This window comes from Martelella sp. AD-3 (assembly GCF_001578105.1).
In the GTDB taxonomy this organism is placed as follows: Bacteria; Pseudomonadota; Alphaproteobacteria; order Rhizobiales; family Rhizobiaceae; genus Martelella.
The window spans coordinates 1,498,807-1,521,375 of the sequence record NZ_CP014275.1 but is presented as its reverse complement, the minus strand read 5'-3'; the positions used below and the strand labels follow the sequence as shown (position 1 = coordinate 1,521,375).

20 protein-coding genes are annotated in these 22,569 nt (G+C 58.2%); 15 read left to right on the top strand and 5 right to left on the bottom strand.

Translation table 11 applies throughout. The features are described 5' to 3' along the window. Window positions 1-249: 249 nt before the first annotated feature. The 4 genes from AZF01_RS06975 to AZF01_RS06960 form a co-directional block, all read right to left on the bottom strand. Window positions 250-888, bottom strand: coding sequence for a hypothetical protein (locus AZF01_RS06975; protein ID WP_024709843.1), 639 nt, complete (start codon window positions 886-888; stop codon window positions 250-252). Next, window positions 878-1,933, bottom strand: a complete 1,056-nt coding sequence (locus tag AZF01_RS06970; protein WP_152534637.1) for a hypothetical protein — start codon at window positions 1,931-1,933, stop codon at window positions 878-880. The genes AZF01_RS06975 and AZF01_RS06970 overlap by 11 nt, the downstream gene beginning before the upstream one ends. A gap of 285 nt (window positions 1,934-2,218) precedes the next feature. After that, window positions 2,219-2,671: a hypothetical protein gene (locus tag AZF01_RS06965; protein WP_024709842.1), complete on the bottom strand. Its 453-nt coding sequence runs from the start codon at window positions 2,669-2,671 to the stop codon at window positions 2,219-2,221. A 13-nt stretch (window positions 2,672-2,684) separates the two neighbouring features. After that, window positions 2,685-2,879, bottom strand: a complete 195-nt coding sequence (locus tag AZF01_RS06960; RefSeq protein ID WP_024709841.1) for a hypothetical protein — start codon at window positions 2,877-2,879, stop codon at window positions 2,685-2,687. A gap of 240 nt (window positions 2,880-3,119) precedes the next feature. Here AZF01_RS06960 and AZF01_RS06955 point away from each other — a divergent pair, with 240 nt between their 5' ends. The 4 genes from AZF01_RS06955 (at window position 3,120) to AZF01_RS06940 (ending at window position 8,259) form a co-directional block, all read left to right on the top strand. Further along, the gene (locus AZF01_RS06955) at window positions 3,120-3,701 is read left to right on the top strand and encodes a helix-turn-helix domain-containing protein (RefSeq protein ID WP_024709840.1); all 582 of its coding nucleotides are present in this window, start codon (window positions 3,120-3,122) and stop codon (window positions 3,699-3,701) included. A gap of 151 nt (window positions 3,702-3,852) precedes the next feature. Continuing rightward, on the top strand, window positions 3,853-5,643 hold the full coding sequence (locus tag AZF01_RS06950) for an SIR2 family protein (RefSeq protein ID WP_024709839.1): 1,791 nt from the start codon (window positions 3,853-3,855) through the stop codon (window positions 5,641-5,643). Window positions 5,644-5,803: 160 nt separating this feature from the next. Further along, complete coding sequence (locus AZF01_RS06945; RefSeq protein ID WP_024709838.1) at window positions 5,804-6,628, top strand: terminase small subunit; 825 nt, start codon at window positions 5,804-5,806, stop codon at window positions 6,626-6,628. After that, the gene (locus AZF01_RS06940; RefSeq protein ID WP_024709837.1) at window positions 6,625-8,259 is read left to right on the top strand and encodes a terminase; all 1,635 of its coding nucleotides are present in this window, start codon (window positions 6,625-6,627) and stop codon (window positions 8,257-8,259) included. The genes AZF01_RS06945 and AZF01_RS06940 overlap by 4 nt, the downstream gene beginning before the upstream one ends. A gap of 32 nt (window positions 8,260-8,291) precedes the next feature. Here AZF01_RS06940 and AZF01_RS06935 read toward each other — a convergent pair whose 3' ends face one another. Further along, window positions 8,292-10,463, bottom strand: coding sequence for a hypothetical protein (locus AZF01_RS06935; protein ID WP_024709836.1), 2,172 nt, complete (start codon window positions 10,461-10,463; stop codon window positions 8,292-8,294). 350 nt (window positions 10,464-10,813) lie between these two features. On the opposite strand from AZF01_RS06935, the gene AZF01_RS06930 reads away from it, so the two are divergent. The 11 genes from AZF01_RS06930 to AZF01_RS06880 all read left to right on the top strand — a co-directional run bounded on the left by AZF01_RS06930 (window position 10,814) and on the right by AZF01_RS06880 (window position 22,560). Further along, window positions 10,814-11,245 (top strand): hypothetical protein, encoded by a 432-nt coding sequence (locus AZF01_RS06930; protein WP_024709835.1) that lies wholly within the window; start codon window positions 10,814-10,816, stop codon window positions 11,243-11,245. Then, the gene (locus tag AZF01_RS06925) at window positions 11,238-13,607 is read left to right on the top strand and encodes a hypothetical protein (protein WP_051424165.1); all 2,370 of its coding nucleotides are present in this window, start codon (window positions 11,238-11,240) and stop codon (window positions 13,605-13,607) included. The genes AZF01_RS06930 and AZF01_RS06925 overlap by 8 nt, the downstream gene beginning before the upstream one ends. A 22-nt stretch (window positions 13,608-13,629) precedes the next feature. Then, window positions 13,630-14,571 carry a hypothetical protein gene (locus tag AZF01_RS06920; protein WP_036238237.1) on the top strand — a complete coding sequence of 314 codons (942 nt, stop codon included), beginning with the start codon at window positions 13,630-13,632 and terminating at the stop codon, window positions 14,569-14,571. Window positions 14,572-14,594: 23 nt separating this feature from the next. Then, window positions 14,595-14,768 carry a carbon storage regulator gene (locus AZF01_RS06915; protein WP_152534636.1) on the top strand — a complete coding sequence of 58 codons (174 nt, stop codon included), beginning with the start codon at window positions 14,595-14,597 and terminating at the stop codon, window positions 14,766-14,768. A gap of 81 nt (window positions 14,769-14,849) precedes the next feature. Then, window positions 14,850-15,455, top strand: a complete 606-nt coding sequence (locus AZF01_RS06910; RefSeq protein WP_024709832.1) for a hypothetical protein — start codon at window positions 14,850-14,852, stop codon at window positions 15,453-15,455. A 194-nt stretch (window positions 15,456-15,649) separates the two neighbouring features. Continuing rightward, on the top strand, window positions 15,650-16,753 hold the full coding sequence (locus AZF01_RS06905) for a N4-gp56 family major capsid protein (RefSeq protein WP_036238223.1): 1,104 nt from the start codon (window positions 15,650-15,652) through the stop codon (window positions 16,751-16,753). A 76-nt stretch (window positions 16,754-16,829) separates the two neighbouring features. Beyond that, on the top strand, window positions 16,830-17,282 hold the full coding sequence (locus tag AZF01_RS06900) for a hypothetical protein (protein ID WP_024709831.1): 453 nt from the start codon (window positions 16,830-16,832) through the stop codon (window positions 17,280-17,282). Window positions 17,283-17,479: 197 nt separating this feature from the next. Continuing rightward, window positions 17,480-18,121 carry a hypothetical protein gene (locus AZF01_RS06895; protein WP_024709830.1) on the top strand — a complete coding sequence of 214 codons (642 nt, stop codon included), beginning with the start codon at window positions 17,480-17,482 and terminating at the stop codon, window positions 18,119-18,121. Between the two features lie 59 nt (window positions 18,122-18,180). Then, the gene (locus tag AZF01_RS06890; RefSeq protein WP_024709829.1) at window positions 18,181-18,912 is read left to right on the top strand and encodes a DUF6682 family protein; all 732 of its coding nucleotides are present in this window, start codon (window positions 18,181-18,183) and stop codon (window positions 18,910-18,912) included. Next, window positions 18,912-19,514: a hypothetical protein gene (locus tag AZF01_RS06885; protein WP_024709828.1), complete on the top strand. Its 603-nt coding sequence runs from the start codon at window positions 18,912-18,914 to the stop codon at window positions 19,512-19,514. Before AZF01_RS06890 ends, AZF01_RS06885 begins: the two co-directional genes overlap by 1 nt. 82 nt (window positions 19,515-19,596) lie before the next feature. Further along, window positions 19,597-22,560: a cellulase family glycosylhydrolase gene (locus tag AZF01_RS06880; RefSeq protein ID WP_152534635.1), complete on the top strand. Its 2,964-nt coding sequence runs from the start codon at window positions 19,597-19,599 to the stop codon at window positions 22,558-22,560. The last annotated feature ends 9 nt before the right edge of the window (window positions 22,561-22,569 follow it).

Genomic DNA, 22,569 nt, shown 5'->3' with positions numbered 1-22,569 from the left:
AGTTACACGATGCAAACAATGCATCAATTTACAAAACAGCATCACGATAGGCGCAGTTTGGACACCGCCGCGCTGACCGCTGACTATCCGCCCCGAGCCTTGCAGACCTCGAACACGATCACCGATCGAGCCGAACTATTGATGCTATTATGTCATCATATTTAACAGTTTCAAAATAAGCACAACCTCCAATACCAAGGCAATAGCGGCGATAGAAAATTGCTCGCAATTATTGTAGTTATCTGTTTTCTATTTATTTTTTCTGTCGATGCTGGCTGAAGAAAGAGAGGCAACGCCGGATTCATCAACCTCTAAGCTCGTTTCGATTTCGACATCATTGCAATCCGTCAGCGACCTTGCGTCGCCTGATTCGGCGCGACCGTTGCCGAGAAGTCCGTGTTCGCGCGCGCGCTCGATAGCGGCTTCGCGCCCGGTTTCATCCCAGCCATAGGAGACCTCGTAGGAAAGCGTGCAGCCGTTGAGCTTGGCGTTGCCGACGAGGCGATCATAAGCGGCAATGAACGCCATCCGCGCGCCGACCTTGTCGCCGGTCAGCATGACCGGCCGGGCAACATTCCATGCCGCACGGGTTTCCTTTGACCAGACGACCGTTTCACGCTCATCAAGCGCCGGCAGGGCGGCGGCCCATGCCTCGCTGGCACTCGGCCAGCCGCGTCCGGGATCGACCATGTCGAGGATCACCTTGAGGACGAGCCGTCCCGCATGCTCCCTGCGGCACCGCTCCAGCGCGCGCATAACGGACGCGAATGGATAGACGGATAGGTCACGGGCAAAGACCCTTGCGGCGATCGGCGTCATTTCGCCACCCATCACCTCGGCCGTCACAACGAGCGCCTGGATGACCTGCTTTTGCTCTTCAAGCGTCATCCTCGACCTCACCGACAGGTTTTGCGCCGAAAGCATCGACCTCCGCCTCCAGCATCCTGATCGCCTCGTCGGCGGCATTGGCGTTGGTTTGGGTGCGGTCGATCTGACGGGCTGTGCCGGTGGTCATCGCTCGCCCTGTCGCCCACTGGGTGCGATAGGATTCGGCTTTCGCAACCAAGAGCCCCAGTTCATGGCTGTTGCGCACGACATACTGATCATTGATGCGATTGACGTAAAACGCCGCGACCGGTGCCGCCTCGCCACCAAGCCGACTGACAAGCGATTTGACCTGACCGTTGATCTTGGCGTTGCGCACCGGCGGCGTGCCGTAGCGATGCTCATAGGCCTCGCGATAACTGCGCCACGCCTCGCGGCATTTAAGCTGAAAGGCGGTTTCGCCCCTGAGGGGCTGACCATCCTCGGGCGGGGCTGCCTCTTCCCGGTGAACCGAAATCGCGCCACCGCCAATGGGGCGCCCTGAGGTAATCTCTGAGGTAGTCTCTGTCGTAATCTCTGAAGTAGTCTCTGTTACATCGGAATGCGCTTTCGTCGTTCCGGGCTGTGCTGTTTCGGCGACCGGCGGCGTGCGCTTTTGTTCACCGGCGGCGTGCGCTTTCGTCTCGCCCCGACGCGCGCTTTGCGCATTTCGGGGCGAACAGGTTTCGCGATTTTGTCCCCCGGATGCGCCCCCAGATGCACCTTGCGCATTTCGGGACGCGCGCAAGGCTTCATTCAGGATTTCATCAAGGCGCTGTATGTTGATCCGGTAATAGATGCGATGCTCAAGCCGCTTGTTGGTCTCGGTCAGGACGCCGCGTGTTTTCAACTGTTTGCGCGCGCTCATCTGCTCTCGGAACGTCAATCCGGTCTCGGATTTGATGTCCTCGCGCGTCTTGTAGACGCCAAGCTCAGAATGGGCCTTGCCGCTCCAGTAGAAGAGCTGACAAAACAGCACCACCGCATTGACGCCGCCCAGATGCTCCACAAGACCGGGATAATAGGCGACCGGATTGCCAAAATGCTTGAGGAGGTCGGAAGGTTGCATGCGGTGCTCCGTCGTCTTTTCTGCTGCATTTTGCAGACGTCGCCGCGTGACTGCAAAATGCAAGAGGAGCCGTACAAGAGAGCCCCCATAGGAAAACCGCCTTGCAGTGTCGTGGTGAGGACCCCTTATCCGATCAAGATCAGCGGCCAGGGCCAATCGGACGGGGACACGACACAGCAAGGCGGTTTTTGCCTGCCGCTGATCTGCGCATTCCTGATCCTCAAGGCCTCACACCCACAGAATCAATGCCCCAAAAATATCAAACGATGCTGTTTTGGCAACACTCTAGACATGAATAGTCTCGATCACCCAGCCGACACCCTTCTCCTTCGGGTATGCGACCTGAAAGACGAAGGGGAAAATATCGGCGGCGATTTTCATTTTCGCACGCGCATCGTCGGTGTAGATCGCTTTGGACCCTTTCACGTCGATCATCGTCAAAAGGCCGGACGCTGGCAATGTTGCGAAATCGACGGTGATCGTGGTGTTTTTGGCGAGCATTAGCTTGATGGCTTCGAAGCGCCAGCACAGGAGATCGCCCGATGTCATAAGAGCATCGAGATGGGAGGCGAAGCGCGCCTCCGTCTTGTTCATCTTGCCGGGAGCGAGCCGACCAAGTGCCTGCAACTTGCCTTTCGCGGCAGCCGACGGCTGACCGGCTGCGGGCAGCGCCTCCGTCGCCGAACCAGCCTTACGGCGCGACATGATCTGGTTGTAGTCGTCCTCGGTCCAGCGCATGGCGGCGCATCCTTTAAAAAAAGATCGCTGATGCCATGAGATAAACAAGGAAAAAAGGGAAAGCAACGCCGGCCCAGAAGACGAGGAAGGCCGGGATGTACCAGACCAGCTCGAAGGCATCGACAGAGCCGTCCGCCAGACTGCGCGCGAACCAGAGCGGGTTCATGATCGCGCAGAGGAGCCGCGCCTCGCTCAGGACTTTACGCATGACGCCTCGCCTTCATGAATGCGGGGTTTATTTTCACACCCGGCAAGACCCCAAGTCAACCATCCGGCAACAGGCTTGCCTTAACCCTGTCGGTCAAAACACCCATTATCGGTTGCTATTTTGGCAATTTTCGCCTATCGCTGGGTTCTATTAGCAGCACTTCAAAGTGAATGCAGAGCAACATGACGTCCGGTCCAGCGCACGGCGTTGAAACCAGCCAGGGAGACCGAGAGGAAAGCCTTGAACAAGTCCTATTTCGAAAGCCGTATTGCCGCAAAAGGTTTCACGATGCGCGGTCTCGCGCGCCAGATGGGGATCGCGTCGTCGCAGCTATCGCGGACGTTTTCCGGACACCGCAGGATGAAAATCGAGGAAGCCGTCGAGTTGTCCGTGCTGCTGGGCGTTACGGTGGATGAGATTATTGCTGAATCCGGCATCAATGCGCCGCCGCCCCGCCAACGCACCTGTCCGGTGATTGGCTATCTGACGCCCAAGATGACAGTTCTGCCAGCAAAACAGGGCGAGCGCGTGCAAACGCTTGACGGGCTGCCGGACGGCATCGAGGCGATCATTGCGCAGGTCGCCGGTTCAAGCGTTTCCTATATGGACGGCTGGGCCTTCTTCGTGACCGGCAAGGCGCCGCCGGAAGGCGCGCTCGACGCGCTTGCCCTGGTGCAGGCCGATGATGGATCGCAAATGCTCGGTGTCGTTCGTTACGGCAAGCAGCGCGGCGTTTTTCGGGTGACGCTGCTGGACGGACGCGAACGCGAGGGGCTGGTGTTGAGCTGGGCCCGGCGGGTGCAGGTGACGCGGCATTGCTGACATGGAATGAGTCCGCATTTATCTATGATCCTGTTTTGTGTATTTGAAACAACTGATGCGCGACAGAACGCCATTTCACTACAATTAGAGACGCTCAGCCGTTAGATATGCTTAGCCAGTAGTATCGAGTATTTTTTGGGGGGGGGATAGAATGAGCGCATTTGGTGATCCAGCAACACAGCTCGCATTTTCGGTACATGAAAATCGGGGAGTTTTTGCCCTTTTGCTGGGTTCTGGCCTATCGCGCTCAGCCGAGATACCGACGGGCTGGGAAATCACGACCGATCTCGTACGACGCATTGCCACTGCTAAAGGTGTTGACGAACAGGAGGATTGGGCGAAGTGGTACAGCGAGAACGAAGGTAAAGAGCCAAACTACTCAGAGCTGCTCGAAAAAATTGCAACTTCTCCGTCAGAACGGCGTGCAATTTTACACAGCTACATTGAACCAAACGAAGAAGACCGACAAGAAGGCCGAAAAGTGCCAACTGCGGGTCACAAGGCCATCGCCAGCTTGGTTCAAAAGGGCTACATCAAAGTCATTGTCACAACAAACTTTGACCGTTTGATGGAAAACGCATTGCGCGAAGTTGGCGTTGAGCCAACGGTCATAACGTCACCGGACGCATTGCAAGGCGCGGAACCGATCACGCACAGCTCTTGCTATATTTTGAAATTGCACGGGGACTACAAGGATGCCCGTATTCTAAATACAGACGAAGAATTGGATAACTATCCTGCAGCCTACAATAGTCTTTTGGACCGCATTTTTGATGAATACGGACTAATTGTCTGCGGCTGGTCCGGCGAATGGGACCATGCACTGAGAGCGGCAATCCAACGCGCACCGAACCGTCGCTATCCAATGTTTTGGGCATCAAGAGGTGTGCTCGCAGAGCGTGGCGCGGATTTGTGCAGCAGCCGGAAGGGTGTAGTAGTGCCAATTTCGGACGCGGACACATTTTTCGGAACGCTAGTGTCGCAAGTAGATACCTTGGCTCAGTCCCAGCGGCAAAACCCAGTTGGGGTTGACATGCTAGTCGGCCGCGCAAAGCGATATTTGTCTAAGGCTGAATACCGAATCCAATTGGCTGATTTGGTATTTGAAGAGGTTGAGAAGATTATTGCACGACACGATCAGGGTGACATGGACCTCCACGGCGCCATTGCACCTGAAGATATTCAGCGCCGGGTCGCCGTCTATGAAAGTATATCGGAGGGTCTGACAAAAGCCTGCGGACTGATTGGCAGGTGGGGAGAGCCCTCACAAATTGCAATCGTTATAGATGCGATCCGCACGATTCTCAATTTCGCGAACGACAATAATGGGGGCTTGGTTATATATATTGAATTGCGTCAATATCCCGCTGTTCTTGCGTATCACGCCTGTGCTTTGGGCCTTCAATATGCCGAAAAGTGGCCTGACCTTCACGAATTCATGGGAACAGAGGTCCAAAACAAACACGGAAATATGGAGTGTTTGCTTGACACAGTGGGACCCTCTACATGGGAAGGTTCAGTCAGCGCAGCTTGGAAGGCATTGCCTGGACTGGAAAGACGCTATACCCCTTTTCAGGACCACTTGGCCAACACAGTGTTTAAGGACTGGCGCGCGTCCTTCCTTTCCTCACGCGCGCCCATTGATGAAATGACTCTTCTGAGCGAAGCGCTAACGGCCATCCAATATCTTGAGAGATCAGACTTGGAGACGTTGCGCACGGCAATAGACCGATCCAGGCATGAGCGAAATTATGTTTGGGCGCCGGTGGGACGCGCTGGCTGGAGCCACAGTGATTATATGACCAAAACTCTGCCGCGTCTTGAGAATGCCGATCTTTGTCGCCGCTTAGCCCATGGTGGCTTCGGTGGCGGAAGCGAGGAATTCATCAAAACAGCTTTGCAGAATTATAAAAACTGCATCGCAAGCTACCATTGGCACTGAATAAGGCGGTTTCGGTCTTCCCAACTGCCTGACGTCAAAGCGCTTGACACAAGTTGTCTGCGACATGGTGCGCTTTGCAGCTACATCGTTGTGAATACAGCAACAGTCCATTAAAATAGCACCGGAACACCTTGCCGCCCCGAGGGAAGCAAATCCGGCTATGCCCAGAACCACGAAGAACCCCACCAGCAAAGCCGCGCCCAAGCGACGGTGCGCGCGGCTGACGCCGCGTCAGCAGGAATTTATCGACGCATTGCTGGCCGATGAGGATATGCGGGCGACCTATGCCTATATGCGGGCGTTTCGGCAGCCGAATGAGCGAACCGCTGCTGTTTGCGCCTCCAAGTTGCTAAAAAATGCTAAGGTCAAAGCAGCCATCGACGCCGCCATGGCGGCACGGCGCGAGGCTGTCGCCATCGAGCATAATGACGTTGTGCGCCGGCTCTATGCGATGCTGACCGCCGATACCAATGAGCTTGTGCAATACCGGCGCGGCGCGTGCCGCCATTGCTATGGGATCGACAACGGGTTTCAGTGGGTGGATGAGACCGAGTATCTCGACACCTGCGAGAAGATTGCCGAGAAAGCGCGCGCGCGCGATGTGGAACCCGACCTTCCGGGCGATGAAGGCGGCTATGGCTATGACGCCAGCAAGCTGCCACATGACGATTGCCCGCGCTGCCATGGCGAGGGGATCGGCAGCGCCCATATCAAAGACACGCGGTTTCTGACCGGCGGCGCAAGGCTGATCTATCAGGGTGTCGAGGAAACCCAGTTCGGCACCAGGGTCAAAATGATCGATCGCGCCGTGATCTACGACAAGCTGATGCGGCATCTGGGCATGTTCAACGACAAGCTGATGCTGGGCGGCGACAAGGAAAACCCGCTTGAGATGCTGTTGCAGCAACTGCCCGGCGCCCTGATCCGCCCTGTGAGCGAAACCGATTCAGACAAGGACATCCCGGATAAAGGGAATACCGCATGATCCTGGGCACGCAGCGCGGAAAGGACGTGAAAGGCGGCGTGCCGCTCGATTTCGTGCCGTCCTCGCCCGAAGACATGGCGATGTGCCTGTCCGATCCGCTGTGGCGGCTTTGTTCCGGGCAGCTCTACAAGATCATGATCAAGCCGCAAGACGAGAACGGCGAGGAAGACGCCGACGCGGAGCCGCTTGTCGTGCCGTTCAGGCCCAACCGCGCCCAACGGCGGCTTTTGAAGCGGCTGCACAAGCGCAATATCATCTTAAAGGCGCGCCAGCTCGGCTTTACCACGCTGATCTGCATTCTGTTTCTGGATTGCGCGCTGTTTTCGCACAAGGACCGGCCGATCCGGGCCGGCATCGTGGCGCATGAAGAGGACGCGGCCAAGGCGATCTTTCGCGACAAGGTGAAGTTCGCCTATGAGAACCTGCCGGCAGCGCTGCGCGCCGCCATGCCGCTGAAGCGCGACAGCGCCGACGAATTGCTGTTTGCCCACAATAATTGCTCGATCCGGGTGGCGACCTCGCTGCGCTCCGGCACGCTGCATTATCTGCATGTTTCCGAGTTCGGCAAAATCTGCGCCAAGCGGCCGGACCGCGCCGACGAGGTGATTACCGGCACCATTCCGGCGGCGGCCAGCGGCATGATCTTCATCGAAAGCACGGCGGAAGGCCGCGAGGGGCATTTCTTCAAGATGTGCCAGCGTGCCCGACGGCTTGCCTCGCTCCCCCGGCGGCTGACCAACAAGGAATATCATTTCAACTTCTTCCCGTGGTGGGACGACATGCATTACCGCATGGACCCCGACGACGTGGAGATATCGGCCATCGAGCATCAATATTTCAATGAGGTCGAGGAGAAAATGGCGACGATGCTCGACATCGAGCAGCGCGCCTGGTGGATCAGCACACGCGACAACGAATTCTCCGGCGAAGACGAAAAGATGTGGCAGGAATACCCGTCGACACCCGACGAGGCATTCCAGAAATCATCACAGGGCTGCTACTACACCGTTCAGATGACACGGATGCGCAAGGAGCGGCGAATCACCACCGTGCCGTTTACGCCCGGCTATCCGGTCAACACCTTCTGGGACATTGGCAATTCGGACGGCACCGCAATCTGGTTTCACCAGCAGGTGGGCCAGCAGCACCGTTTTATCCATTTTCTCGAAGGCTGGGGCGAGCCCTACAGCTTCTTTGTCAGCGAAATGCAGGCGCTCGGCTACACCTGGGGCCGGCACTATTTGCCGCATGACGGCAACCACGAGCGGCAGGGCGAAAACAGTAATCTGACGCCCAAGCAGATGCTGGAGCGGCTGGGACTACGCAATGTCGAGATCGTTGAGCGCGTTGCCGAACTGCAGCACGGCATTCAGGCGACCCGCGACATGCTGGCGCTGGCATGGATCGATGCCGAGAACTGCAAGGAGGGCATCGACCATATCGACAATTACCGCAAGAAATGGATTGCGAGCGTTGGCGCTTTCGGCGACGAGCCGGTGAAGAGCGACGGCAATTCGGAGGCTGCCGACGCGCTCAGGCAATGGGCACAGGTTTATGGCAGTGATGCTGGCGCGGGAAGCAAGCGGCAAAGAGTGCCGAAGCGGCGGAACAAGTCGGCGATGGCGGTTTGAGCAAAGTACGGTTGATTTTGCTTCTTCAGCAATCAGAAGAAGTGGTCTTCAGAGGCTTGCCCCTCGGTTTCTGGGGAAATTATGTTGGCCAGGTCTTCTAACAATGGTCGCAATACCTCTTGGTCGGACTGCTGCAAGCCCATTTCAATCGGTGACCCCCAATGAGCTTCTGCATTTGGCGAAGCGGCTCGCCCCCGTATTTCTATCGCCGCTCCGTCCCGTAAGTCGCGATCCGGCAGGCCACCACGCGCAACGCGTTTGGCTACATCCAACTTCAATTTCTCGACTGTTTCTTCACCACCAATTGCAGCCAAAACTGCGAGCCCGTAAATGCATCGTTCCAGAATAGGAAATCCCGTTTGATATACGCCCGCTTTGAAGGCCCATTGAATAAACAGCTGCTTCACCTTTTCAAAAAGCTCAGAGCAACCGCAATCATGTATCTGCATTGCAATTTCAAAAAAGGATTCCGTTATTCTATATTGCTCAGCATGCGTCACGGCTTCGAGGTCATTAGGCACCCATGTTAGAACCGCAATTAATCGATAAGCATGTGATTGCAGTTTTTCTTTATCTCCGGCGCTGCAGGCGGGCGCCAATGAGGCCGCTGTCAAATTTAACGCAACATCTTCAATCCATTGCGTCATGTCTAGGACGAAATTTGACTGCTTCTCTATCGAAGTTACGAATAGGTCCTTCTCACTGCTATGCAGCCCTTCCGACCATTGGACTAGATTTGAGATGATTTTCTTTGCTTGTGGATTCGCCCCATCTGCGCCGGATACGGCGCTAACAATATTGGTAAGCTGGGAAACAAATCCGCGCATACTTCTACTGGAATAGTAGGGCGACAGATTGTTGCTATGAACGCCGAAAAGCGGGATATCCGGAATGTTCAGCAACGGCTTAGCCACAAAGGAAACTGCTTTGCGGAGGTCTTCAGAAGCATACCGAACATCGCCGGCATCCGTTTTTAGCAGGCCAACGCTGATGTCTGCGAGTTGCTCCAGTCCAACAAGCGTGACCGGACGATACTCTTGCCGCTCAACCCCCATGCGCGAGATCACTCCGATCTTCTCTACCAGCGTTGAAATGGCGTTTGGGCCTTCCGCTGCCAGGTGGAGTTTCGCGCAGCGCCCCATTAACCGCGTTCCTTGCATGACGACATCTGGCATACGGTGCGGCAGTATCTTCTCGACTGCGCTTGAGAGGTATCCACCTGCCAAATGGGCATGACTCTTTGAGGCGTGTTCGCTCGCGTAATCTATCGACAGATAAAGCTCTACCAGTTGCGCGAGAGACTCCAGCACTTGTTCGGCCTGACGTTCATCCCCTCGGCTGAGCGCGATCTGTATCGTTTGCCGCATGCTCTCGAGCGTGGTGTTGATGAACTGATCGGTAGCCAACGAATCGTGCGACATCAGACTGTTGGAAAAGAAGGTCTTCCTCTTCACGTCGATGTAAGCTTTGTTGATTGCAACAATCGCATCCAGTGCCGCACGACTGACTTCGTGGTCGCCGCGCTCGGCATAACCCCGGACAAGCGCCTCGGCATACCGCAACCCCTGAACTGCCCCGGCAGTCCAATGCGGATTTGCGTTGAAGAAGACAGCTCGAGGAGCATCAACCTTATCGGTTTCGATAGCTACAGCGCGACGATATTCAGCTGACATCAAGGGGACCGCCCACTCGGCACGCTTCCCCCAAGCACGCAAATCGCGCCGAGATTGCCTCACCACCATCAAGATTTGCTGCGCCGGATTTACCAGAAATAAGGCTCGCCGGTAGCTATAGAGAAAAAGCCCTAGGATGGCGCTGCATATACAGACGGACGCTACCACAACAACTGCAGCTTGTTCGCTACTCATGAAAAGAGAAAGAGCAGCCAGTATTATTGAAAGAAGGAAGGTCAGAGCAAAGGCGCCAAGTAAACGAAAATCAGAGCTAAGTCTGCGAAAAAGCCCGTGCGGAATTCGCTCGATGTTGGCCTGCATAGAAAATAGGACGAGCGATGAAACGATGGCTGCGGCACTTGTCAAGGCGCCGCCCAACGTGACAAGAAGCGACCGCAAGGGCGCCAATTCTGTTTCTGTCGCGGCGATTGGCTCAAGCGCTTCAACTAAGACGGACCAATATCTCGCAGAAAAACAGAACACAGCAAGCGTCATTGCGGTTGCGAGCGGCGCAATCACGAAGCGTTTCATTCTGGACGTTCTGTACCGTAATTTGTGCAAGCTCAGCCACAGGAGCGCCCTGCGCCGTGACAGTTGTGTGTAAAAACTCTTGCGCTTTGAGCTCATTCGGCGACGGCACAACCTATAGCTTCGCCGCAAGCGCTGAACCCAACTGATTTTAAATGAGTTCAGCATTTTCTCAATCACGTCCTCGCCACCATTCGTGACTTACAGTCGCGAACTTTTGCCGCAGACACAAATGCAAAATTAAACTCCGGTCTGCGCTTCAATTTGCGGAAGCTGCACACCGCCCCATGGTGGCTCGCCTTGAACGTTGCTATATTGGCATCATTGCATCCTGAAATGAGGCGCGATCCAGCATGATTCAGCACGCCATTGACCTGTCCCACTACCACTTTCAAAAACGCCGGGGCGAGCTGGCCCTCTACGGCACATGGTATGCCGACAAGGCGCGGCCTTGCCTTGTGGTCGTGCCCGCCAACCGCATTGGGCATGAGCGGTGCCGGCCGCTGGTGGTCACCATTGATGATGCGTGGCAGTGGAACCCGGACGATCCTGATGCCATGCCGGAAACGAATGCGGCGATGGTGCAGCAGTTTCTTGACCTCAACGGGATGGATTTCAGCAATATGCGCGCCTCGATGCGTGTCGTCTCGCTGATCCATGACCATTTGGGCGATCTGCTTTCCATTCCTCCCAAGCAAGCGCTTGTCCGTGTCGTCGCCGATGTCCTCAAGGTCGAGCACGATACGGGCAAGGAGACGCGTGCGGAGATCATCGACCGTGTTTGAGCCGGAAACCCAAAGTGGCATGGACCTGCGCGAAGGGCGGATGGTGCGCGCGTCCGATCCGTGGGACAGGAATGAGACGGCGCAGCCTGAAGGCAAGGCGCTGCACAGGCTCGATAGCGAAAGGGCTGTTGCCCGGCTGAAACGGCTTTTAGGGCTCTACGAAAACGAGTTGGAGCGGCAGGCGGAAAACCGGGCGCAACAGGCGCTCGATGAAGATTTCTACGACTCCATCCAGTGGAGCGAGGAAAATGCCCGCGAACTGGAAGAGCGCGGGCAGAAGGCGCTGGTCTTCAACGTCATCAACACCACCGTCAACTGGATCATCGGCACCGAGAAACGCGGCCGCACGGATTATAAAATCCTGCCCCGGCGCAAGGAGGCGGGCAAGCCCGCGACCCGCAAGACCCAGTTGATGAAATATCTGAGCGATGTGAACCGCTCGCCGTTTCACCGCTCCAACGCCTTTGAGGAAAGCGTCAAGACCGGCATTGGCTGGCTTGAGGTGGGGTTGCAGGCGCAGGACGAAGGCGAGCCGGTCTATGTCCGCGCCGAGAGCTGGCGCAATATGCTTTGGGACAGCGCCTGCACCGAAAAGGACCTTTCCGATTGCCGCTATATCTTCCGCACCAAATGGGTCGATCTGGATGTGGCGAGCGCGATGTTTCCCGAACGGCGCGGATTGCTGGCCCGCGCGGCCCTTGCCGACGGCGTGCGCGTCTACGGATCGGACACGGATGGCGACGAGGCGATGGACAGCCAGGAGGCGATACTGGAAAGCGCCTTTACCCGGCTTTCCAGCTCGACCTCGCTTTACGACGTTCAGCGGCCGCGTGTGCGGCTGATCGAGTGCTGGCACCGCTATCCGCGTGATGTGCATCGCATGGCCGGCGGCGATTTTACCGGCGAAATCTACGATCCGCAAAACCCGGCGCCGGGCCATGAGGCTGACATTGCCGAAGGACGCGGCGAACCTGTCGAGCGACCGCGCTCGATGCGCATGCATGTTTCGATCTTCTGCCCGTCCGGCATGCTTTATGATGGCGAAAGCCCGTATCGGCATAATGATTTTCCGTTCACGCCGATCTGGTGTTACCGGCGCGGCCGCGACAAGCTGCCTTACGGTGTGATCCGGGGCCTGCGCGACATTCAGGAGGACATCAACAAGCGCGCCTCCAAGGCGCTGCACATCATCTCGACCAACAAGGTCATCATGGATGAAGGCGCGGTCGATGACCTTGACGAATTCCGCGAGGAGGCCGCCCGCCCGGACGCGATCCTCGTGAAGAAAAAGGGTTATGACCTGACCATCAATGCCGAGCGGGAGCTGGCCGCCGCCCATCTCGACATGATGAGCCGCGATATTTCGATGATCCAGTCGGTTTCCGGCGTGACCGATGAAAGCCTGGGGCGCACCACCAATGCGGTTTCCGGCCGGGCGATCACCGCACGGCAGGACCAGGGCTCGCTGGCGACCGCCGGCATTTTCGACAATCTGCGCCTTGCCGTGCTGATCCATGGCGGCAAGGAGCTTTCGGCGATCGAGCAATTCTTCACCCAGCCAAAGCAATTTCGCATCACCAACACGCGCGGCACGCCGGAATGGGTGGACGTGAATGACGGGTTGCCGGAAAACGACATTATCCGCTCCAAGGCGGATTTCATCATCTCCGACACCGACTGGCGCGCCAGCGTGCGCCAGACTCAGACCGAGGAACTGTTTGCGCTGCTGCAACAGATCGGCCCTGTGGCCCCGCAGGTGGTGCTGGTGATGCTCGATCTTCTGGTCGAGGGCATGGACATCGACAGCCGCGAAGAACTCGTCAAGCGCATTCGCCAGATCACCGGCCAGCGCGACCCCGACGCCGAGGAAATGACGCCGGAAGAACAGGCCGCAGAGCAGCTGAAAATGCGCCAGCAGCAAATTCAGGAACGCGCGGTGATGGCCAAGATCGCCAAGGACGAGGCCAGCGCCCAGAAATCCGCCGCCAGCGCGCAGCGCGACATCGTATCATCGGCGAAAGATCAGGCGGCAACGCGGCAGGTGCTCGCCTCTCTCGCCGGCCAGAATGTCGATACGCAGATACGGGCGCTTGAGGCCGCGATGGCCGCCCTTTCCGCGCCCGCCGCCGTGCCGGTGGCCGACGGCATTTTGCATGAAAGCGGCTTTATGGGCCGATCCGAACAAGAGGAAACCGAGCGGCAGGCGGCCATCATGCAATCCGACAATATGCGCGACGAAGCCGCGCGGCAGCAGGCGCTTGCCGCACAGCAGGGCCAGTCGCCGCCCCAGCAAGATCAACAAGGCATTCCGCAGCAAGGCAGGCCACCTTCCATGCCGCCCGGCACCGCTCCCAATCCGTAACCCGATGAAGCAGGAGACCAACATGGACAATGAACACGGGCTGAGCCCCGAAGAGCTTGCAATGCTGACGCCGGCCGAACGTGCCGGGCTGGAAGCCGATGATGGCGATGACGAGGTCGGCGACGAGGAAACCGGCAATGCGGGTGAAGGTCAGCCTGAAGACAAGGCGAAGGCCAAACCGGAGCCTGATCCCGAGGCCGATCCGGAAGCGGAGCCCAAAAAGGCCCCCGGCAAAGAGTCGGAAAAAGGTGACATCGCGGGCGAAGACAAGGAGCCGGGCCATGAAGCGACGCCGGACAAGGCCAAGGCTGCCCCGCCCCAGACAGACGTCCCGCTGTTCAAGTCCGATGTTCCGAAGGATATCAGCGATCGCCTCAAGGCGCTGGACGCAAAGGAAGACGCGCTCGTAGACAAGTTTGAGGACGGCGACCTGACGACGCGCGAATATAATGCCGAGCTTCGCAAGGTGAACAAGGAACGCTCTACGCTGGAATGGCAGGTGCACAAGGCCGAGCTTTCCAAGGAGAGCACCCAGAGCCAGCGCGAACAGGCCTGGTACAACACCGCCAATGGCTTCCTTGAGCAGCACCCAGAAATCGCCGCCAACGAGACGCGCTATGCCAGTTTCGACGTTGTCTTGCGCAAGGTGACGAGCGCGGTGATCGCCAGTGGCGGATGGCCGGGCCAGGCCGAGATTGAAGAGGCCTATCAGCAATGGGCCGCAGACCTTGGCATCAAGGCGGACCCGGCGCCCAATCCGGCACCCGCCCCGAAAAACCCCGCGCCGAAACAGCCAGAAATTCCGCCTTCGCTGGCAAAGGTACCCGCTGCCGGGCTGGAGCAGACCGATGACGGCAAATATTCCGCGCTCGACCGACTAAGCGAGAGCGATCCGCTGGCCTATGAGGAAGAGATCGCCAAGATGAACGAGGCCGAATTCGAGGCCTATGCCAACACGCAGTGAATGGCCTTTGGAGGACAAAGCCCGTGGCTTTGAAAATCGACTTACGCGTCGGTGAAACACTTCAGGTGGGGGAAGCCCGCCTGAAGCTGGTTCGCAAGGCCGGACAGGTGGCGACGCTGGTGATTGATGCGCCTCGAGAAATGAAGATCACCTCCCAAAATCCCCTAATAAAGGAACCGAATCGAGAAGTCGGCTAAACGCAAGCGCTTTGCCACTTGCACCGGGAGGCTCTTCTAAGCCAGATAAACTACAGGCAATTGATGTAGGGGAAGCGGCTTATGATTAGAAATCTTATGCATGATCGCGTGACGCACGTTAAAAAAGACGGAACAGTGATGAAGGAAAACATCCGCGCTTCCGTTCAGACAAACAGAATTTTTATGGACGACGAGACTCTTCAGCTACAACCTGAAGATAGCCTCCTAAGGATTCTACCCTCGGGATTGGTAGAGGAATATATTGTTGAAGACCCGGGATTTTTTGCAGGCGGATCAATGCTTCCTTCTCACTTTCAAACGAAAGTGAGGAGAAGCGATGCGCCGGTCGCAACTGCCACTTCTATTATCCAAAATATCACGCACAATTTCACTATCAGTGGCAACAACTCTCGAATAAACTTTAATTCTACAGACAATTCGCAGAATACGGTTTCTGGCTCCGATACCTCTGCGGTTCTCCACGAACTAAGAAGGCTGCTTGAGGCCTCCCAAATTCCCAGCGAGCAAGCTCAAGCGTGCCAAACCGCGATTGATCGAATGGCGAGCGCTGAAACGAAGGAAAGCCGGAGAGACGCCTATTTGGCCTTCATGTCTTCTGCAGCGGATCACATGACTGTTTTCGCTCCAATCTTGGCCCGCCTTACCAGCACATTTCTGGGAAGCTGAATTGAACAGAGCGACATAACGCGTGAAGCTACACCGATAGCCTGAAATGTTGAACGAGCCGCCCAACACGAAGGATTTGAAAGTGCTCGCCCGTAGTGTTTGCATTTCAGCATCGTTTCAACGATAATAGCATCGTATCCAATTGCTGCGCAGGACGTGCGGCGCTCCAAAACCGCACTTTGAGGGTGGCAATTATGGGACAAACCACGATCCCCTTCGGCGATCCGAAGGCCCAGATGAAATGGTCTGGCCGTCTGCTGGTCGAGACCCTGGCGAAAAGCTACTGGGAGCGCTTTATCAGCACTTCCGAAAACGCCGTGATCCAGCGCAAGACCGAACTGGAATCCGATGCGGGCGACCGCATTTCCTTTGACCTGTCGGTGCAGCTGCGCGGCGGGCCGACATCGGGCGACAACCGCCTGAAGGGCACGGAAGAACAGCTCAAATTCTTCACCGACGAGGTCATCATCGACCAGCTTCGCAAGTCGGTCTCGGCCGGCGGCAAGATGACCCGCAAGCGCACCGCGCACGATCTGCGCCGCGTCGCCAAGGACCGTCTTTCCGACTGGTGGTCGCAATATGTCGATCAGCTGTTCTTCATCTATATGTCGGGCGCGCGCGGCATCAACGAGGATTATGAAGCCTTCCCGCTCGACTATGACGGCCATGCCGGCAACGAGCTGCGGGCGCCGGATGGCCAGCATATCCTGTTTGGCGGCGATGCTGCCAGCAAGGCAACGATCACCGCCGATGACAAGATGTCGCGCCTGATGATCGAGCGTGCGGCCAACAAGGCGCGGATGATGCGCGCCAAGGACCCGCGCAACGCCAATCTGCTGCCGATCAAGATCAGTGGCGAGAAGCACTATGTCACCGTGATGTCGCCCTATCAGGAGCATGACCTGAGGACCGAATCCGGCCAGACCGGCTGGCTTGAAATCCAGAAGGCGGCGGCCGCGTCCGAAGGACGCAAGAGCCCGATCTTCCGGGGCTCGATGGGCATGATCAACAATGTCGTGCTGCACAGCCATGAAAGCGTGATCCGCTTTTCCGATTATGGCGCCGGGCAGGATGTCAGCGCCTCGCGCGCGCTGTTCCTGGGCACGCAGGCAGCCGTTGTTGCCCATGGCACGGCGGGTGGTCTGCGCTTTACCTGGAAGGAAGAGGTCGACGACTACGGCAATGAGCCGTCGGTCGCCGCCGGCACCATCATTGGCGTTTCGAAAACCCGCTTCAACAAGCGCGACTTCGGCGTTGTCGCCATCGATACCGCAGCGAGTGACCCGAACGAGGCTTGAAGCGCCGCCCGGCACGTTGTCCGGACGGTGAACCGGTTTCCACTTCACCTGGATACGATTTTTGGGAGACAGACATATGCTCTATCAGTCCGAATGGGTCAAAGGTGCGCGCCCCGTACCGCGCCCGCAAACCGCCGCCGCCGTTCATGCGCAGCTCTTCATGATGAAGGTGCCCGAAAGCGGCCTCGCCGATGGCGATATTCTGGAACTTGCCGTCCTGCCGCCGTTTGCGCATGTCGTCGGTGCCGAACTGGTCAAGACCGGCGATCTTGGCGCGGCAACGGTCAATATCGGCCTGATGTCTGGGGAAACCGGCGAGAAGACCAATCAGGACGGTTCGGCCCGCACGGTCGGAACGGAACTCTTCGCGGCCCAGGCGCTTGAACACGAGATGACCCCGCTTTCAAAGGCGTCCGCGCTTGAGATCAAGTCCGTCGAGCGAGACCGCTCCATCGGCGTGCAGATTACCGGCGATATCGCTGCCGGTGACGGCAAGGCCATCGGTCTGATGCTGCGTTTCGCGCAATGAATTTGTCTTCACGCGGTCGCGCTTGCAAAGCCCTTGTGGGTTTCGGGAGGCGATACGGCAAGGCCGCGCCGGGGAAAAGAATCCGAAGCCCTTTTGGCTTCGCAAGGCCGACCGGCCGTCCGAGCTGATGCGAGGCCCCGTCCGGAGCGAAGCCGCGAAGCGGCGACAGCCTGAGGACAAGACAAAGGAGCAAGCACATGAAAATCGAATGCCTCATCCGTCGCCCGCACGGCTCGCATGTAACGCTCGGTGCGATGACTTATCATTTCAAGCCGGATGCAGACGACCCGCGACACATCGCCAGCGTGGCTGAGACGGCTCATATCAACACCCTTTTGCGCATTTCCGAAGGCTATCGGCCCGTTGACGCGGAAGACGCGCGGGCAGAGCCGCCAGCGCGCAAGCTCAATGGCAGCACAATCCACAATCAGTCCTACGACATGGCCGGCGGTGACCAGATCGCGCTGAGCGACCTTGTGGATATGGCATTTGAGGAAAGCGGCCTCGACGAGGATGCCTGGAACGCGCTCGCCGATCAGGAGCGCTATGAATGGATCGATCAGGTGCTGAAGGAGCTGACGGGCGGTGATGAGGCCGAGGAACCGGCCGAGACTACGCCATCTGACACCGATGAGGAGCCCGAAGAGCAGGATGGCGGCGAAGACCCAGGCGACTCGAGTGAGAGCGAAGACGGCTCTGATGACAGTCGCGACGCCGGGAGCACAGCGGCGGCCGACACCCCTGACGACATGATCGCTGCCTACAAGAAGCTCTTCGGCCGCGCGCCCAACAAACGGATGACCGCAGCCCAGATCAAGCGCGCCGTGAAGGAAGCGTAACGACAAGAGGCGGTGAGCGCCGCAGGTGCGAACAGGGAACCGTCAAGGAGACAGCAGTCATGCGCACGGCCAGTGAAATCTTTTCGGCGGCGTCCACGCTGCTTCTGGATGACGGCTATGTGCATTGGTCGCTCCCCGAGCTTTGCCAATGGCTGAATTTTGGCCTCGACGCCATCACGCTGCAAAAGCCGAGCGCATCAGCGGTGACGGAAACGCTCCGCATGGCGCGCGGCGTGCGCCAGAATGTGTCGGACGGGTTTACAGCACTGCTCCGGCCCGTGCGCAACATCCGGACCAACGCCACCGACCGGCTGCCGCGCCGCCGCATTACCGTTGTCAGCAGCGAGGCTTTGAGCGCGGTCAAGCCGGACTGGGACGATGAAATTTCCGTTCGCTTTGAAGGCCAGGTCAAGCATGTGCTGTTCGATGAGGCCAACCCGAAAACCTTTTATGTCTATCCCGGCAATGACGGGACCGGCGCGATCGAGGCCGTGCTGGCCAAAATTCCCGACAAGATCAGGCCGGATGGCGATTTCACCAAGCTTGCAAGCTATGAAATCCCGATCCCGCTCGATGAAACCTACCATGACGCGCTGATCGACTATGTGATGTATCGCGCCTATTCCAAGGACGCCCAGTTTGCCGGCAGTGCCCAGCGCGCCGTGTTGCACTATCAGCAATTCGCCAACGCACTTGGCATCAAGGTACGGGTCGAGGCCAATACCTCACCCAATATCAAGCCCGGCGTGCCGTTTGCCGCCTCCGGCGTCGATCAGACCGGGGGCGCGTGATGATCGAAATCGAAACCCTGCTGCCGCGCGTCAACACCTATGCCCCGGCATGCCCGGAACCGCTCGCCGTCATGCACTTACGCGACGCGGCGAGCGAACTGTGCAAGCGCACACGGTGCTGGCGCTTCTTCGACGTGTTCGAGACTTTCGGCGATACGGTCGAGGTGATGTGCGTGCCGCCATTTGCCAGCCTGTTCGAGATCGACTGGGCGACGTTTGATGGCCACAGGCTTGAGGCGGCAGCGCCAACACCTGACAAAATCAGCCACCACGGCGCAGGCCAGCCCAAATTCATCACGCAATTCTCGGCCAATTCGGTATCGCTCGCGCCGCGCGGCGCGGGAAAACTGGCGCTTTCGCTTTATCTGAAACCTGCCGACGATGCCGACATGCTGCCTGCCAGCATTGTTGCCGAGTTCGGGCAGGCCATTGCCGACGGGGCCGTAGCCTCTCTCCTGATCCTGCCGAACCAATCCTATTCAAACCCGCAGATGGGCGTGTTTTTCCAAAACAAGTTCGACGCGGTTCTCGACCGTCATTTCGCCTACAATATGCGAGGGCAGCAGCGTGCCGCAAAGCGTACAAAACCCAGCTTTTTTTGATCCGGAGACCGTTGGCCGCCGGATTGAAGAGAAAGACGTCCCGATCACGCGGGCGCGGCGGCTGTTCGACTACGGCGCGCACATGGCCGAACACATCGTCAAACGCTCGGAAGACTGGCTCGACTGGCGGCTCGACCTGATGCGCTGGCTGGAACCCGACGAGGCGATTACCGGCGTCGTCGCGACGGCATTTCCCTCCGACCTCATCATTCCCGAGATCGGGTTTACCGATACCGACGTCGTGCTCTGGATGGCCGGCGGCAAGGACCATATGCGCCACAGCGTGCGCCTGACGGTCACCACGTCCCGGGACAAAATCAAGATTTTCCGCTTTGTGGTTCTCACCATCGGCCAGGAACCGCTATTCATCTTTGTGTCGGTCGAGACGGATGGCGTTCAAATCGGCCGCCTTGCCATTCCCGAGACGGAAACGGACCCCATCGGGCCGATAATCGTCGCCGATCCGGCGGTGGTCAATTTCGGCATGATAGAACTTGGTACGCAAAGCGCACCGCTCTCGCTGACCCTTGCCAATCGCGGCGACATCAATGCACCGGTGCGCGCGCTCAAGGTGACCGGCGATTTCGCGTTCACCTCCGAGCCCTTGCTTCTTCTGCGCCCCGGCACGTCTTTCCCCGTTCATCTGACCTTTTCCCCCGTGAGCGAGGGCGTGCGCACCGGCAAGCTCTTTCTCCTGACAGGCGACGACGAGACATTGCTGGTCGCCCGCCTTGTCGGCGAGGCAATCGTGACGGCGACGCCGCCCGTGCTCAGCGTGGGCGACGCCGTCATCGAGGATGTCGATTTGGTCCGGCCAGCCCTCAGTGTCGGCCCAGCCATCATTGAAACGATCGATGTTGAAGACGGCTCAAGCATCACTTTGGTTGCCTTCCGGACGGATTTCGGAAACGTGCCGGTCGGATCGCGCAGCCTGTCGTTTACCGGTCGCCTGATCAAGGGTGGCGACCGGCCGCTCCACTACGAGAACCTTCAGGTGACCCCGCCGTTTTATTTCGATGCGGCCGAAGGCCTGCCGCCGACATCGGGCACGCTTGAGCTGGCCGGCAATTCCGTTGGTTTCAGCCTCTATTTCCAACCGGAAACGGAAGGTGTCGCGACGGGCACGCTTTCGGTGACGTCGGACGCCGATATCGTCAACGCCGACCGCGTGCAACTCACCGGCACCGGCGGGGGAATATCGCGCCTCAAGATCGCCTTCAACCAGTTTGCCCGCGTCGATAACGGGTTTCGGGTGCGCCTCAAATCCGTCAACTGGTTCGGTGCCGAGGGCACCAACTACACGCCGCACGGAACATGGGCGCGCGGTTTTCGCGCGATCATCGACCAAATTCGCGCTTTCGGCTTCAATACGATCCGCCTGCCGTTTTCCGGCGATTTCACGGCCAGCGGGCGTACACCGCCGGCGACAGCAATCGACTTCGATCTCAACCCCGAATTCATTGGCAAGAATGCCCTCGAAATCCTCGATATCATTCTCGATTATTGCGCCGAAAAAGGGCTTTACGTGGTGCTCGATCACCACCGCCGGCAGGCAGGCGTTGGCGCCGACGGCGCGCCGACCGGCAGCTTCTACTCCGAGGCCGACTGGCTGGCGGCCTGGGGTGTTATGGCGACGCGCTATGCCAACCACCCGGCCATCGCCGGCGCCGATCTGCACAATGAGCCGCATGACCTGACCTGGGACGCCTGGGCGCGCCTTGCGGAGACCTGCGGCAACCACATTCTGTCGATTGCGCCGGACTGGCTGATCTTTGTCGAGGGCGTCGGCAATATCGATGACGATTATTATTGGTGGGGCGGTCAGTTGAAGGGCGTCGCGACGCGGCCGATCCAGCTCAATGTCGCAAACAAAGTGGCCTACAGCCCGCATGAATACGGCCAGAGTGTCGGTTCTCAACCATGGCTTGCCTATGACGGCCAGACCCTGCCGGCCAACTGGCCGCTGAACCTTTATTCCGTCTGGCGCGACCATTGGGGTTTCATTTTTGAAGACAATATCGCGCCGATCTGGATCGGCGAATTCGGCGGGCATTACGGCCTGGACGGTTCCGGAAACCTGACCAAGCCACACGCCCAATATGAGCGCCAGTGGACCGAGGAGCTGGTGAAATACCTCAATGCCGACTTCAACGGCGATGGCACCGATGCGCGCGGGCCGACAAATCCCGGCATGTCGTTTGCCTACTGGTCGTTCAACCCGAATTCGGGCGACACCGGCGGATTGGTCCAGGACGATTGGCAGACCCCGCAGACGCCAAAGCTCGAACTGATCGCGCCGCTCCTGACGGGCGGTGACGGCAATGGTGGCGGCGGAACGCCAGACCCGAGCCCGGCCGACATTCTGAATATCGGCGCGGCCAGTGGCCAGAACCATTTCAGGCTGCAGGTCGGCAAGACCGGCGAGACCGAGGTCACCTATATCGAGCAATCGGTGCTTTCCGGCGGTTACGAGGAGGCGCCATACTTCACCGTCATCGACAATCAGGCGGTGCAGTTTCAGGTTCGCCTCGACGCACCGCGAACCGGCGGCAGCCAGTATGCGCGCAGCGAGCTTCGCGAGACGACTGCCAGCGGCGGCGATATGGGATTCAATCCGTTTTCGGGCACGCATGTTCTCAGCGGAAAATCGAGGATCACCCATTTGCCGCCGAGCAAGCCCGAGGTCGTGGTGGCCCAACTCCACAATGGCGACCGCGACCGTGTGGCGATCCGCACGCAGCTGATCAGCGGCAAGACCATGTTGCTCTGCCGCGTCAACGGCACGTCGAGCGGACTGCCGCGCTTCGATGAAGACTATGCCATCGGCACCGAATTCGAGTGGATGATCCGGATCGAAAACGGCGCGGTTTCCGTCTTCTACGGCGATATGAACACCCCGCTTTTCGAAAGCGACGCGCTTCAATCGACAGGCTCGGACAGCTGGTACTTCAAGGCCGGCGCTTATGCGCAATCCAATGAAAGCACGGATGACGGGGATGAGTATGTCGCCGTTGAACTGAGGGACCTGGCCTCATCCCATGCGTGAGGTGGGCAT